This is a genomic window from Phytoactinopolyspora limicola (assembly GCF_011320225.1).
In the GTDB taxonomy this organism is placed as follows: Bacteria; Actinomycetota; Actinomycetes; order Jiangellales; family Jiangellaceae; genus Phytoactinopolyspora; species Phytoactinopolyspora limicola.
This window is the reverse complement of the sequence record NZ_JAAOEN010000002.1, coordinates 718155-733643: the sequence shown is the minus strand read 5'-3', so window position 1 is coordinate 733643 and position 15489 is coordinate 718155. Positions and strand designations below refer to the sequence as shown.

Here is a 15489-nt window from a genome sequence, read left to right as displayed (position 1 = left end):
CAACAAAAACGCCTGCTCACGATCCACACGCCGGTACCCCTTCGCCATAACGCCGAACCATGCCAAAGCACCACCCACCAGGCACCACGACACGCCGACCAGCACCAATGCAAAAAGCAACAGGCTGTATAGCGACCAAAACCAGGCAACGATCACCCGGGAGATGGAGGCGGGGAACCCTCAACGAGTTGTGCTCGTTTGCTCATGACATGACGGAGCAGGGTGTATGGTGATCAACCTGTAACGTTTGAGCAACGATCCAGGCACGATTTGGGTAATGCAATGGATGCTAGAAAGCTGTTGAGCAAGGTCACCCCTTCGCGGGCCGGAGCTGGCGAGATGGTGGCGGGCGCACCGCCCGTGGTTGCGGCGCAGCCGGATGACCGCAGGGCCGGCGCTCGCCCGCCCAAAGATGAGCACAACGCCGTCCGCTTCCTCATCCGGGGTCACGTGCAGAACGTCGGTTTCCGGGACTTCGTCGTACGCAGGGCAAACAGGCTGGGCGTACGGGGATGGGTCCGAAACCGGAGCGATGGAACCGTCGAAGTGCTGGCCGCTGCTGACGGCGAGGTCGATGCCCTCCTGGAAGCATGCCGACTCGGGCCGAATGCCGCCCGCGTCGAGCATGTCGACGTTCATCCGACCCAGGAGACCCTGCCACGCCGAGGGTTCCGCAAAACCAGGCAGTACGAGGTCGTGGAAGACGCGGCAGCGCAGAGATACCACCGGCTCGGCATCGATCCCGCCGGCGAAGCATTCGGGCCGCTTCACCATGCCGGGCTGCTGGACACTCACTCGCCGAGTTCGGTCGACGCGGCGCGGGCGTTCTGGCGGGAGCACATGGCGGTCGACATCGATCCCGCGCTGCACATCGCCTACGAGAACCTGACCGGTGCGGCCGATCCGCGGGTACTTCCGCCCACGCAGTATCGGACCATCCAGCGGTTGTTCAACGCTGACAAACAGGTCAAGCGTGCCTACGTCGACAAAGGGCTGTATCCCTACCTCGTGCGCACCGACCGGCAGCCACTGAACTACCTGCGGCGTATCAATGGCAAGTACTTCGACGCGGACAACGACGTGGTGGGCGAGCACGAGGTCCTGCCCATGTTGTCGTCGAGATGTCAGCGCGCCATCATCAAGCCGAGCAGGAGCGCGAACGGCATCCGGGTCAATCTCCTGGAATTCGACACCGATGGCCGCGCCGTGATCCACGGGAAGCCGCGAACGCTGGCTGACATCGAGCGGCTGTACGGTGGCGACTTCCTGGTTCAGCAGGTCATCGAACAGCATTCGCTGATGGCGCGGGTGCACCCGTCGTCGGTAAATACCCTCCGGATGCTGACGATTCGGCTCGGCAAGGACATCCACCATCTGCTCACGTTCGCCCGGTTCGGAGCGGACGGTCGTGTCAACGACAACGCCGGGACGGGAGGTGTGTGCGTTGGCGTCGAGGCCGATGGTTCGTTCCTGCCGGAGGGCTTCGACGAACACGCCAGCGTTCTCGCGAGGCACCCCACGACCGATGTCGCGTTCGCCGACCTCGAACCGGTGCCTCGATATTCGGAGTACGTCGAGTTCGTCCGCGCACTCCATGCCGACCTGCTGAACTATGACCTCGTGTCTTGGGACATCGCCGTCGGCAAGGACGGCGGCCCGTTCTTTGTGGAACACAACTTCGCGGGTGCGATGTGGATCTATCAGCTGGCCACTCGACGCCCAGTCTTCGGTGAACTCACTGACGAGGTCCTCGCGCACGTACAACACCTACGTGACGTCAAAGCCGCGGCCTGAACGTGCGTCGGGTTTGATCGACGTCGCGGTGATCGACGGGCCGCGCCGGATCAAGCCGTCATATCCGTGGTAGTTCTGGTGCGCCTGTTCCATTTCTTCGCGCCGAAGTGGTCATGATGGTCTGCTGCGGACGGCGACGGCCACGGGGCGGGTCCAGGACGAAGGAGCAGGCGCCATGCGGATCAACGAGGTCCTCCTAGCGGAAGTGGCTGGCGCCGGCGATCCTGGGCCACGGTCCACCCGGCCGGATCGGTTGAGCGTCGTCGTCTATGTCCGCGCCGACGACGCGTCGGAGCAGGTCGTGATCGGGGGTGGTGTCACCACGCTGCCGCCGGGAACACAATCACCGTGGAACTCGCCGACGCTAGCCGCAGCGATGATGTCGGCAGCCGGTGAGCTGGGTGGAGTGGCGCTGGGTGGTGCTGATCCGCTACGCGAGGTGTCGGATCTCGTCGCGGGCTTCGCCCGGCACGCACACGCGGCGGCGCGCACCAGCCGCCAACACGTCGCTGTCGATTGTGTACGCGGTGCGCTCGAGGTTGCGTTGCTCGAAGCTGTGGCCAGGGCCCGCGGGACCAGGTTGGCCGGGTTGCTGGGTGTGCGCCGGGCCCGGCCACGGCCGTCGGCGAGCACCATTCCCGCCGGTGCCGACGTCGAAGCGATCCGGGCTGAGGTGGCCGCCCAGCATAGCCAGTACCCGGTGACGAGATTGGCCGCCCACGGAAACGTCGAGCGCGATGTCCAGGCATTGCTGGTCGCCGATGAGGTGAACAACACCGGCGGTGCCCCGCGTCCGCTGTGGCTGGAATGCTCCGGTCGGTATTCGGCGCCGCACGCCGAGAACCTGGTGGCGGAGTTGGCCACGCTGCGGACGAAAGGGCGGCTGGGCGCGCCGGTCTACGTCGAGCAGCCGATCCCGCGGTCCCGTCGGCGTGAACTCGCGGCGCTGTTGGCGCAAGCGCGTGACCTGGGCGCATCTGGGGGCCGCGGTGGAGAGTTGCGCATCGTGCTGGACGAGAGTGTGGAGACGGAGACCGATCTGCACTCGTTTCTTCACGATGGCCCGGTGCAGGCGGTCTCGGTTGGTTTACGGCGAGGTATCGGCACGGCGCTGCGGATCGCCGAAGCAGCGGTGGCCGCCGACCCGGACACGATGGTGATCGTCGCCGGCTCTGGACATCCCAGCGACGTGGAAGCAGCAGGGCTCGACGAACTCGCACAGGTGGTGCCGAAGCTGGACATGTTTCTGCCGGGGCAGGCAACCGTACGGCTGGCCCGCTATGGGGAGGACGACGTCGACCGCGGTTGGGCGGTGGACCCGGCCCCGAGCGGGCTTGGTGCCGAGCCCAGTCTGCCGCGCATCGTCGGTGCTATGGGGCGGGCCATCCAGGTGAAGGTGGCGGCGAAGGCTGACCCATGGGGTGGCGCGGCCGGGCACAACCGATTCGACACCCCCGGACTAGAGACCTTGGGCAAGAACTCCCTGGACAGCTACTTGCTGGAGCGCGAGGCCCGACGGCTGGGGCTCACGACCATGCGGTTTCACGCCGTGGACTTTCACGCCAGCGACGCATCGGGCCGCAGCATCGGTTTCCATTGCACCACCGGGCCGTCCACGAGCCGATTCGTCGCGAAGGTCTGCGCCCGCAAGGACGTCTCCCGGGCCTACCTGACCAGGGCCGGGGTGGCGGTGCCCGCCGGCCGGTTGATGCCGGTTGCCGACTGGCCACGGATCGAAGCCTTCGCCCGGGCGCTGGGCTGGCCGGTTGTCGTCAAACCTCCGGACGGCAAGGGGGGTCGTGGTGTGACGTCGAACATCGCCGACGAATCCACGCTGCGTAGAGCCGTGAGCGAACTCGCCGCCGCCGGTCTCGAGGCCGTGATCATCGAGGAGCACATCCCCGGTTCCGATTACCGGTTCTTCGTCGTCGGCGACGATGTCGTCTCGGTGCTCAGCCGCCGACCCGGGCACGTCGTCGGCGACGGGCGCTCCACCGTCGCCGAGCTGATCCTGGCGAAGAATCTCGTGCGACTGCGCAACCCACACCTACGTTCTCGCCTGTTGACCCTCGACGCGGCGACCGTGCAGCGATTGAGGCGGCAGGACACGTATCCGGATTCGGTCCCGCCGGCCGGCCAGTATGTGGCGCTGACCACTGCTGGCAACGTCTCGCTTGGGGGTGAAAGTGCGGAGGTACTGGACGAGACCGACCCGTCGTTGCTCGACCTCGCCGTGCGGGCGGTGCGGGCCGTACCGGGGCTCGGCCATGCGGGTGTCGACATTCTGGCGGCAGACCATCGTTTGGCGCTCAGTGAGCAGCGGGCTGGCGTCTGTGAGCTGAACTCCTTGCCGGCGACGAGCGCTCATCATTTCCCGGCTAGCGGCCCGGTGCGCAACGTGTCACGGGCACTCATGGATCACTATACGGCCCGGCATGGTCTGTCCACCGTGGCGCAATCGGAGCAGGTAGCAGTACGGTTGCGGGTCACCGGACAGGTCCAAGCGGTCGGCTACCGGCAGTGGCTGGCCAATTTGGCCCATGAGTTGGGGCTGAGCGGCTGGGTGCGTAATGCGGCCGAGCCGGATGTGGTGGAGGCCGCGGTAGCCGGCCCGCTGGACCTGGTGAGTGCGGTGGCGATGCAGGCGATCTTTGGCCCGTCGCAGGCCCGGCCGGAGCTGGTCGAGACCACCGTCAGCACTGAGCGGCTCGGCGTCGGGTTCACGATCCGCGAGCGCCAACTCTGAACTGTGTGAGAGGTCATAGGTTGATCGCGGGTGGCATCGATCGGAGTGATCATGTCGCTGACATAGTGTTGCGATGTCAGGGTCTCCACCATCTCCACAGGCGGAAGGAAGAAATGCCCAGCGCCGTCACCTTGATCCGTTCCTCCACCTTGTCCAGCGTGGCCGAGTACGCTTATGCAGCGACGGCGCCGGCTGATGCCAGGCTGATCTTCCTGGCTGGTGCGTGCCCGCTTAATGCCGACGGCTCCACCGCGGCGGTCGGCGACTATGCCGGCCAGGCCGCCAAGGTAATGGAGAATCTGCGCGTCGCTCTCAACGACGCCGGTGCCGATCTGACCGACGTCATCTACACCAGGGTGCTGGTCGCTTCTACTCGGCAAGAAGACCTGGTCGAGGCGTGGGAGGTCGTGCGTGGGGAGTTCGGTGACCACGATGCGCCGAGCACGCTATCCGGAGTGACGGTCCTCGGCTACGACGATCAACTCGTTGAGGTCGAGGCAGTGGCAGCCGTCCGGGACTAAGTCGCCCACCGTCGGGCGTCAAAGTGACGTACGTCATACTCCAGGCCCCGTCATAAATGGGCGCTTCGTGCGTTTTGCCCATTGAGCAGCGCGATACCTGCAAGGGTGGCATGCGTCGAGTTCGACGCCTCCCGAGCCGGCCGTTGTGAGCGGCGTCCAGGCCTGGTGCGATTGACGGAACCCGGCCGGTTCGGCTCAGGGGGGCACGTGCCCACCGGCTACCGACGAGCGGAGTGGTCTGGGCGTCACTCATGACGGCCGGCCCGGCCCCTCCCCATGATCATGAACACTTTGCCGTGTCATCACACGGCAAAGTGTTCATGATCATGGGGAGGGGGTGTGGTCAGTCCTGCCCGGGTGGGGTGAACGGTCGGCCGCGGCGGCACCATCCCGAATCCGGAAGGCGTTCGGTGGTGATGCCGTCGAGGCGGTACGGACTGTCAGGATCGAGCGCCACGATGGCGACCGGCCGAGCCCACTGCGCCGCCGGAACGAACGTGACCAACTGGCCACCACGCACCGGGCGGTTCTTCCACTCGATGCCGTGGTGGTCGAGCACGTCGCCGACACCACCGCCGTTGCGCTCGGGAATGATCCAGCCGCATACCGGCGGGTCCAACGTCTGCTCCGGTCCGGGCGGGTTGAGCAGATCTCCGTCGGTGTACATCGGTCCTTGGTTGGCCTCCGCCACGGCAACCGACTCCGCGGTGGCCGCACTCACCCGGTCGACGTTGTCAGTCAAGAAGTCCATCGCCTCACTGAGCACGAAACGTTGACTGGCTACCCGCCGTGGCCGGGTTCGCGGGTCGTCCCGGGACAGGTCGACCTCGTTGACCCGTCGCACCTCCGGATGCCGCGACGACTCGGTGAGCAGCGACAAAGCATGTTTGAGCCCGGTGATCTGGCGCAGTCGCGTCGGCTGGCCGTAACGCTCCTGGTAGTGCCCACTACGCCAGCCGCCGACGTTGTTCGCCCGCGTCATGACGTAATCGTCGAAGAGTTCACCGGAGAGATCGAGCAGGTCCGGGTGGGTGTTGTAGTTACCCATCGCGTTGAGCTCCATCTCGCCGCGGTGGTGCCCAGGGGAGCCGGCCCACTCGTGGGCGTCGATGACCACGTCGGGCCGGTGGTCCCGGAGAACGTCGATGACCGTCCGGGTTTCTCGCGATGTGAGGTCGAGGAAATCCCGGTTGGGGTCGATGTTGGGTATCACCAGGTTCCGGGTGTCGGCGGCCTGTCCGTCCGGATTGATCGTCGGTACCACTAGAACGGTGTAGGTGTCCAGCCAGTCGGTGACCCTGCTATTGGTCGACGTCGCGAGCTCACGCAGCAAAAGCAGCACACCCTTGCGGCCGGCCTGCTCGTTGCCGTGGTTGCCGCCGGTGATCAGGACGGTGGGCCGGTCGGCGATCTCGTGATCGTCCGGTGGTCCGTCCCGCCCGATCCGGACCAGGTGGATCGGCCGGTCCTCACCACTGCGGCCGATCTCCTCGTAGTCCATCCGGTCCGACGCCGCGGCGATATCGGCGAGGAACGCCAGTTCCTCCTCGTGACTGGTCCACGGATGGTCCGGCTCGACCTCGAACTCGAGCCGGTGCTCGTCCGGCAGGGGATCCGCCGTGATGTCGACGGGTGCACTCCACTCCCCGGCGCCGAGCAGCGCGTTGATCCCACGCACCCGGTAGGTAGCCGAAGCGCCCGGGGGCAGCTCAGCGTCGGCGAACGACGACACCTCCCACCCGAGCGCGACGGGTTCGCCATCGCGTTCGATCTCGTAGTGGTCGGCGCCGGCCACCTCGTCCCAGTTGAGCAGGACCGCGCCATGATCGGGGGTGGCCTGTGCGGAAGGCGCGACGGGGACGGCCGGCTCAGCGATGCCGTCGATCCCGGCCGGCGCTCGTTCGGCATCCTCGTCTCCCACGCCAACTGAGTACCACGCGAACTCCTGCGTGACGCGGGCACCGAAATACCCGACGCCGACGCGGCCGGAGTGGTGGGTTCCGTCGGTAGCTTCGACGGTCCACTCGTCCGGCTCGTCGTCGAAATACGGCCAGACCTTCACTCGCAGCGCGTCGCCACGCCGCTGGAAGACCACGTGATGCCAGGTGTGCATGTCGAACGCCGGCCCGGAGTTGCTGGCGCGGGTCGACTGCGCATGGTTCACACTGCGCCGGATCCGGACGCCTTGCCGGTCGGTTCCGGTGTCGTCGACGAAGTAGGCGTCGATGGCTCCAGCCTCGCCGCTGGCATGCAGGTGGAGCTGGAACCTGGTGATGTCCATCCATGGAAGCGTGGATTGTGGTTGCCGGACGAGCGTGGCGACCTCGACGTCGCCCTCCACGACCCCGACGTCCTCCCACGCCAACAGGTGCCGTACGTCGCCGATGCTCGTCTTCACGAGCCTGGACGGTGACTCGGCGATCTCGTAGTGGCTGCTACCCCAGTGCTCGGCCCACCCATCGGGCACGCCGGGGCCGGCCGGATGTTCAGAGAAATCCGTAGAGTAGACCGTCCCGGTGTCAGCGTCGTCGGCGCTGGCGGCCGGGCCTGCGAGCAGGGTCAGGCCGAGTACGGTGGCGATTCCCATCGCCAGCATGGTTCTCGGCCGCAACCTGGGGGTGGATCTTGTAGTAGGTCTCATCCGCCTTCTCCCTGTTCTCGGGGCCTGAGGGTCACGGCCGGCCAGCTGCCACGGCCTGCACGCTCCGGCAGCTGAGCCGGTCGTGACCTCGTGGGTCAACGACGTGGGCCGCCGCAGCCCCGGTCGACGGCGGCCCACGCGATCAGGAAGGTCAGCCGCGCAGCGTCGACTCGGACGTCACGTCCGGTTGACGCGACGATTCGGGCTGACGGCTCACCTCGGGCGTGCCGGTCTCGGACGTGCCGGAGTCAGATGTGCCGGACTCGGTCCTGTCGACGATGCGGGTGCCGGTGAGATCACCGGTGACGTTGCACATCGTGCGGACCATGTCCAGCACGGCGTCGATGCCGGCGACGAGCGCTACGGCGGCGAACGGCAAGCCGGCCTGGGTGACGGCCAGCGACAGCATGATCAAGCCGGCACCAGGTACCCCGGCGGTGCCGATGGAAGCCAGGACCCCCACGAGGACAACACCGAGGATCTCGCCGATGGAGAGATTGATGCCGGACACGTTGGCGATGAACACCACGGACGCGCCGATGTACAGAGCCGTGCCATCCATGTTGATGGTGGCGCCGAACGGCAGGCTGAAGCTGTAGACACTCTCGTCGACCCCCATCCGCTGCGCGGCGCGGGTGCTGACCGGGAGGGTGCCGCCGCTCGTTCTGGTGACGAACGCGGTGAGCATGGGAGTGCGGGCCAGCGCGAAGAACCGCCGGACGCTGATCCCGAACAACAGCAGAAGAACCGCATACAGGCCGATCTGCAATGCCACCCCGCCGTAGACCACACCGATCAGCTCGGCCAGCGACCGCAGCGCGTCCGTTCCGGTCTGGCCGACCACGACGGCGATCAGCGCGAAGACACCGATCGGGGCGTACTCCAGCACACCGCGGACGATCCGGAACATCACCTCCGACGCCGCTTCGGCGAGTTTGCGCAGCGTTTCGCCCAGATCACGGACCCGTTCCACCGGGCTGTGCCGCATGCTGCCGATCGCCAGGCCGGCCACCACGGCGCCGAACACGACGGCCAGAATGCGTCCCTCGGCCATGGCTTCGATGGGGTTCTGCGGCACGATGTTCAGCAATGTCTCGGCCAGTGATGGTGCCTCGGCTGGTTCGGTGTCGTCGGCGGGCATGCTCATCCCGCGGCCCGGGTTGAAGACGAACGCAAGCGCGAGCCCGAGGGAGATCGCCACGGTTGAGGTCAGCATGTAGAAGATGAAGATCTTGCCGCCGATGCGGCCGAGCTGGGCGGGTGTTATCGCTGAGACGCCCACGATCAGCGTCGCCACCACCAGCGGGATGACCACCATGAGCAGCAGCCGGAGGAACAAATCACCGAGAGGTTTGATCTCCTCGATCGACGGGCCCACCACGAGGCCGGCCACCACGCCGGCACCGAGCCCGATGGCAAGCTTCCAGATGAGCGGGAATTCCAGATAGCGCCGCCACCAGGTGCGGGCGGCCGAGGGTGGCGTTTCGAGTGTCATCGTTGGTGTTCCTCTTTCAGGCGAGTGGGTGTTGTGGATTGGGGGCCCGTCGCCTACCACGGTGAAAGCCGTCGTGGCAGGGGTGATCGGCGGACCGGGTTGCCGTCGACCCGATGGGCAGGACGCCGAGTCGGGTGGCCGAGGACATGGGTTCGCACATCGAGAGATGGGTTTGTGGTTGTGCGGGGCAGCGGACGCGCTCGATGGGCTGAGAGCGCGGCATAAACCGGCGTGGTGGACGGTCTGGAATGACGTCGTGGTGTGATCCACGCAGTTGCGTCGGCTCACGGGCTCCGCGAAGACCGCGGAGACGTCCGGCCTCTGGCTGACACCGTCGAGGACAAGTGCCATCGGACGGGATTCACAGCGGGTGTGGACGCTGTGTGGCTGTGGTGGTTCCGATATTCTGCGTCCAGAGTTCTACCGTGTCAATGGTTGCATCATCCTTGGTCATGGGCGTTTGCCGCTCTCGTCGATCTCGGCCAGATGTATCCTTGAGGCCATGCCCTTGAGTCCCCGAGCGCCGCTGCGCAGGGTTCTGTTCAGCTCAGAGGCATACGAAATCCTGAAAGAAGCGATCATCAAAGGCGAGTTCGCGCCAGGGGAGCAGATCAAGGACACCGAACTCGCTGCCAGCATGGGGCTGAGCCGGACGCCAGTGCGTGAGGCCCTGTCCCGTCTAACCGACGCCGGCCTGGTCGAGTCCAAGCCTGGTGTCTACACGCGGGTCACCCCCCTGAGTCGGCGTGACGTCACCGCCGCCCTGAAGGTTTTGCAGGTACTCGACGAACTCGCCGTCCGCGAGGCCGGGCCACTGCTGACCAAGCGGCACCTGCGCCGCATGCGACAAACCAACCAGCGCTTCGGGGCGGCCGTGCAACGGCAAGCGGTGGATGAGGCACTCGCCGCGGACGATGCCTTTCACGGTGTGTTGATCGAGGTGGCGGACAACCCGGTGCTGACCAAGATGATCGACGACATCCGGCCGCAGATCCATCGCATCCTGTACCGCAAGTTCTCCAACCTCCTCGGCCGGCAGGACACCTCGGAGCATCACGACCACCTGATCGATCTGTTCGCGGAGGGGCAGATCGACGCCGCTGCGGCGAGTTCGGCCGAGCATTGGCGGCGCCTCGGTGGCCTGGTCAACGAGCTGTTCGATGCCGACATGCTGGAGAAAAGCCCGGCGTCCGGCGGGTAAGAGAAACCTCAGCGTCTCCTCAACTCCCATTCACCGGTGTCGACAGGTTGCTGTTCGGTGGTGCCACGTCCAGCACCCCCGAGCTGGCGGTCGACATCGCGTTGAGGAGGTTCGATCGACATGACGAAACAGCCAATCTGATCTCTGGTCACGGGTCCGGCCCAGTGGTGGTGCAGTGGGTGTGACGATCGTGGCGCGAACGTCGTCAGGCGCTGTGGTGGCGTCGGCGTGGCAGCTGGCAATTGCCCGGCGGACCCGCGCTCGACGGGTGCGAACGATGGTGATGACGAGGAGGAACTGCTATGAGACTTCGTCGCGGTATCGGCTACACGGTGCTCCCCGAACTGCCATGTGCGCTTGCTATCCCTGCGGCTGCCCAGGCGCCCTAGGCCAACATCCCAGGTCACCAGGGCCGGCCGTGGGCTGGGTTTTTGAGGCCACCCGCGGCCGGTTCTCTCATTGAGGAGGCCAGCAAGGTATGGCGAGCAGAGCCGAACAACAGTTGAGCGGAGCCGGACACCGGCGGGTGTTGAGGTGGTGGAGACGCGGCAGTCCGGTGGGTATCGCCGCGGTGATGGTTGCGGGGTTGTCGTCCGGAGTGGCGGCCGCACCCGGCCCGGACGTGGGCGGCGAGGCCAGCGGCGGCCAGCCTGCTGTGCGGATCGTGGCGCCGTCCGCGTCGGAACCGGCCAGGACCGGCCCCGGTGAGTCCTTCGAGGTGGTCGTCGCGGGCACCCGTGACTGGCCGGTGGTGGTGGATTTCCGGGAGTCCTCCGGAGGTGAGTGGCTGACCTTCGATGGTTCATCTGGTGATGGGTCTGTCGATGGCGGCACTGGCGTGATCGAACCGGTAGTACCAGGTGGGACCGCTTCGGGTGACTACGACCTGCGGGTACGGCTGTTCACTCCGGCGGCGGATTCAGGCCGGCATCGTCCACGCGACGTGGATGTGGTGGAGTCCGGGCTGATGGTGACCGAGGACGGCCAGTTCTGGACCGACTTCTCCGGCCAGGCCACCGGTGAGGTGCCCGATGGCTGGTCGCAACGGTGGCGCCCGGGCGACTGGACTGTGGTGGATACGCCGTCCCGGTTGCGACACGACGTCGGCGCCGAAAGTGGGCGCCGGGCGCTGACCTGGGACGTACCCGGTGACGACGGCTGGGTCGAGGGTGACGTCGAGGTTCGGGCCGCGGTGCGGATGTCCGACGGGACAACGGCGACCCGGTTTCAGCTGCCGATCCACGTGTCTGGCGAGTCGGGCGCCGAGAACAGCTATTACATCGACGGCCGGGCGAGCAGTGTCCGGGTGAACCGTTATGTGGATGGCTCGTTCACTCAGCTGGCCACCGCATCCCTTGATCACTCGATCGATGCCCGCTCCTGGTACTGGGTCGTGCTGCGCCGGGAAGGCGATCTGCTGCACGTCAAACTATGGCCACATGGGTTGGCCGAGCCGGAAGACTGGCTGGTCACAGTGGAAGACGCCGCCCATGAGGCTGGCTGGCTCGGCTTCTCGCACCTGACGTCCGGCGCGGTGAACGAGTGGGGCTGGTACTCCGTCGGCATCGACGGCGCCAGCGCGCCGCCTCCTCCGGCAGATCAACCGGACCAGGTCACCGGGGTGAGCATCCAGCCGGAAACGGGTTTCGCAACGGTGACATGGGAGTCCGTTGACGGTGCCTGGCAGTACGAGATCGAGCGGATGACCGTGGCCGGAGACGAGCCGGCGGAGGTGGTCGGGCGCTGGCTACCCGGCCGTTACGACGGCAGTGAGCTGACCTTCGCCGATGCTGGGTTCACTCCGGGAGAGGAGTACCGCTGGCGGGTCCGGGCGGTGGGCGCCGCCGCGGCCGGAGAGTGGTCCGAAGTGGTGGTCGCGGACACCCCCGGCCTGCTGGGGCCGGAGGCGCACCTCACCGCGTTCGAGCTCGATGATGGTGCGCAGTGGACACCCCATGAGGACGAGCTGGCGGTGCTGGATGGGATCGCCATGGACAGTGACCGAGTGCGAATGGAGACCATCGGAGAGACCGCTCAGGGCCGGCCGCTGCACTTGATGGTGGTCGGCGAGGACACCCCGCCGCCGGCCGACGAGATCGCCGATGCCCCGTCGGTCCTGTTCGTATGTACGGTCCACGGCACCGAACCAGCGGCACGGGAAGCCTGCCTGATGCTGCTGCGTGAGCTGGCGTTCTCCGACGATCCGTGGGTGACCGACCTGCTGGCCGAATCCACGGTGCTCATGGTTCCGACGGCCAACCCGGACGGCCGGGCGGCCAACCAGCGCCCGAACTCCGCTGGCCAAGACCTCAACCGGGACCACCTGCTACTCCGTCACCCGGAGACGGTTGCCCTGGCCGAGGTGATGCGGGACTACAAACCGGACATGGTGATCGACGGACATGAGTTCCAGTCCGCCGAAGGTGCCGACGCGGAGGCGTTGTGGGCGCGGAGTGTCAACGTCGGCGAGGAGCTGTGGGCCCTGAGCCAGGACGAGGTGGTCCGTGGCCGGCTGTTCGGTACTGCTACCGGTGCCGGCTGGTGGCCGTTGCAGTACCCGATCGTGGCTACTGGTTGGGAGGGGCAGCTACAGAACGCTGCCGGGTTGAAGAACCACGTCGGAGTATTGTTCGAGACCAGGCGTCGTCCGGGAGTCACCCGGCCGGCGGAGGGTGATGTGAACACGCTGGTCACCACCCCGGAGAACCAGAAGCGCCGGGTGTACGCGCAGTTGTGGGCGTTCCGGGATCTGCTCGATTACCACCGGGAGCACTACCAAGCCGTCCAGGCGGCCATCGAGGCCGCGGAGATCGCCGCGATCGCCAATGAGGGACCGGTGTACCTCGACGGCCGGCGCGACGTCCCCGTCACACCGCCGAGCAATCAGCAGCCGACGCTGATAGTTGACCCGGCACCGTGTGGCTATCTGCTCACTGACGAGCAATACACCCAGGATGGGGATGGCCACGGTTCGATCGCCGACCGGTTGGCCGCACACGGCGTGGAAGTGGAAGACGTCGACGACGGAGTTCTCGTGCCGTTGGGGCAGCCGCATCGCGGGTTGATCCCATACCTACTCGATCCCGAGTCGACCTTGGGTATGGCGGCAGCCGAACGGGTCGAGATGTGCACCCAAACCCCATGATCATTGGCTTTTGGCCACCGGATCCGGTGGCCAAAAGCCAATGATCATGGGAGGGGAGGAGGTGTGGAGGTGGGAGCGTTAGTTGTCCGGGTGGAGCACAACGGCGCTCCCACCGCCGTTGCGTACCGGTTCGGCCGCCGCCTGGAGCCGGCCATCTGGCAAGAAGGCCACACCGGTGACATTGCCGATGCCGGTCAATGCGCTCAACTGATGTCCGCGGGCGGTAAGCGCCGCACCAACCGGGCTGTCGATCAGCTCCGGTTCGGTTCCGGTGCTGGGCCCGTTGAGGTTGGACAGGCGGGGCGCCGCGATCGCCTCGGGCAGGCTCATGCCGAGGTCCAGGTGGTTCACCGCGACCTGAAGCACCGCGGTGATGATGCGGGCACCACCAGGTGAGCCGAATGCGGCCACTGGCGCACCGTCTGCGTCCAGCACGATGGTGGGGCTCATGCTGCTGCGTGGCCGTTTGCCTCCGGCTGGGGCGTTGGCCGGGTGATCGGGGTCTGGCTCGAAGTCGGTCAGCTCGTTGTTGAGCAGGAATCCGTAGCCGGGGACGGTGATGCCGCTGCCCCCGATCTGCTCGATGGTGAACGTGTAGCTCACCACGTTGCCGGCACCATCGGCGACGGTCAGGTGGGTCGTCGAGCCGTCGGTGCGGGCCGTGGCCGGATCCGCTGGGGCCGCACCGGGGGTTCCGTCGTCATACGGCCACGGGTCGCCCGCCGCCAGCGGTTTCGTCGAGGCGTCGGCCCCGATCAGAGTCCGACGTTCGGCGGCGAACTCGTCCGACAGCAGCCCACGCAGCGGGATGTCGATGAACGACGGGTCACCGAGGTAGGCGTTGCGGTCGGCGAAAGCCAGGGCGGAGCTCTCGATCAGCAGGTGCAGAGCCTCCTCGTGCGGCAGCTCGTCCAGGTCGAAGCCTTCGAGGATGTTCAGCGCCTCGCCGACCGTGGATCCGCCGCTGCTCGGCGGGCCCATCCCGTAGATCTCGAAGCCCCGGTAGGACGTCGCGGTGGGCTCCCGCTCGATCACCTCGTAGTCGGCCAGGTCCGCTACCTCCATCTCGCCGGGGCGAACGTTGCGGCTACTGCCGGGAACCACCGGCGGGTTGGTGACGGCGTCGGCGATCGCTTCGGCGATCTCGCCTTCGTAGAACACGGTGGCCCCGTGCCGGGCCAGCAGCCGATAGGTGCGGGCGAGGTCGCGGTTGCGGATCACGGTTCCGGCCTCTGGTGCCTCCCCGTCGACGAGGAACGTCTCGCGGCTGGAGGTGAAGTCGTGGAAGATGTCGCGGTTGTTCTCCGTACGACGCTGGTGTTCGTCGTCGACGACGAAGCCGCCCTGGGCGAGCCGGATGGCCGGCTGAAGCACCCGGTGTAGCGGCATGGTGCCATGGTCGGTGAGTGCCTGCTCCCACCCGCGGACCAGCCCGGGCACCCCGACGGAGAGCCCGGATACGCGCCGCTCTTGGAACGGGATGGGGGACCCGGTGTCGGGGTCGATGAACACATCCGGCTCCATCGCGGCCGGTGCTGTTTCACGAGAGTCGATGGTGGTGACCTCGCCGGTGTCGGCTGAGTAGATCACCATGAACCCACCGCCGCCGATGCTGCCGTCGTAGGGCCTGGTGACGCCGAGTGCCGCGGATGCCGCGACCGCCGCGTCGACGGCGTTGCCGCCGCGGCGCAGGATCTCCAGACCCGCCTGTGCACCGTAGGGGTCGAGTGCGGCGACCGCGCCGCCGTGGCCGGTGGCGGTCGCCTCTTTGTCGGGGCCGCGCGGAGCGGCCTGTGTGGGAGTTACCAGGGCCAGGGCCAGCCCGACCGCGCAGGTGCCCGCGATGGCCGCGGTTGCCGGGTGTCGTCGCCGGAATCTCGTGGTCATACCCGCCTCCTTCAGGTTTGGGTACACCGAAATGATCTCGATGATCCGGGGCACGCTAC

The 15489-nt window shown here is 66.7% G+C and carries 8 protein-coding genes; 5 read left to right on the top strand and 3 right to left on the bottom strand.

Annotated elements, in window-relative coordinates; all coding sequences use genetic code 11:
- The first annotated feature begins 282 nt into the window (after nucleotides 1-282).
- The 3 genes from G8760_RS09015 to G8760_RS09005 all read left to right on the top strand — a co-directional run bounded on the left by G8760_RS09015 (nucleotide 283) and on the right by G8760_RS09005 (nucleotide 5061).
- The gene (locus G8760_RS09015) at nucleotides 283-1794 is read left to right on the top strand and encodes a sugar-transfer associated ATP-grasp domain-containing protein (protein ID WP_166349904.1); all 1512 of its coding nucleotides are present in this window, start codon (nucleotides 283-285) and stop codon (nucleotides 1792-1794) included.
- Between the two features lie 175 nt (nucleotides 1795-1969).
- The gene (locus G8760_RS09010) at nucleotides 1970-4540 is read left to right on the top strand and encodes an acylphosphatase (protein ID WP_166349902.1); all 2571 of its coding nucleotides are present in this window, start codon (nucleotides 1970-1972) and stop codon (nucleotides 4538-4540) included.
- A gap of 113 nt (nucleotides 4541-4653) precedes the next feature.
- Entirely contained in the window at nucleotides 4654-5061 is a 408-nt protein-coding gene (locus G8760_RS09005) for a RidA family protein (protein WP_166349900.1), read from the top strand.
- 343 nt (nucleotides 5062-5404) lie between these two features.
- Here the strand turns inward: G8760_RS09005 and G8760_RS09000 are convergent, their stop codons facing one another.
- Nucleotides 5405-7648: a M14 family zinc carboxypeptidase gene (locus G8760_RS09000; RefSeq protein WP_166349898.1), complete on the bottom strand. Its 2244-nt coding sequence runs from the start codon at nucleotides 7646-7648 to the stop codon at nucleotides 5405-5407.
- A 205-nt stretch (nucleotides 7649-7853) separates the two neighbouring features.
- The gene (locus tag G8760_RS08995) at nucleotides 7854-9197 is read right to left on the bottom strand and encodes a dicarboxylate/amino acid:cation symporter (protein WP_166349896.1); all 1344 of its coding nucleotides are present in this window, start codon (nucleotides 9195-9197) and stop codon (nucleotides 7854-7856) included.
- Nucleotides 9198-9699: 502 nt separating this feature from the next.
- On the opposite strand from G8760_RS08995, the gene G8760_RS08990 reads away from it, so the two are divergent.
- Nucleotides 9700-10398 (top strand): GntR family transcriptional regulator, encoded by a 699-nt coding sequence (locus G8760_RS08990; RefSeq protein ID WP_166349894.1) that lies wholly within the window; start codon nucleotides 9700-9702, stop codon nucleotides 10396-10398.
- A gap of 478 nt (nucleotides 10399-10876) precedes the next feature.
- The gene (locus tag G8760_RS08985) at nucleotides 10877-13543 is read left to right on the top strand and encodes a M14 family metallopeptidase (RefSeq protein ID WP_166349892.1); all 2667 of its coding nucleotides are present in this window, start codon (nucleotides 10877-10879) and stop codon (nucleotides 13541-13543) included.
- A 78-nt stretch (nucleotides 13544-13621) separates the two neighbouring features.
- Here G8760_RS08985 and ggt read toward each other — a convergent pair whose 3' ends face one another.
- The gene (gene ggt, locus G8760_RS08980; RefSeq protein ID WP_166349890.1) at nucleotides 13622-15430 is read right to left on the bottom strand and encodes a gamma-glutamyltransferase; all 1809 of its coding nucleotides are present in this window, start codon (nucleotides 15428-15430) and stop codon (nucleotides 13622-13624) included.
- Between the last annotated feature and the right edge of the window lie 59 nt (nucleotides 15431-15489).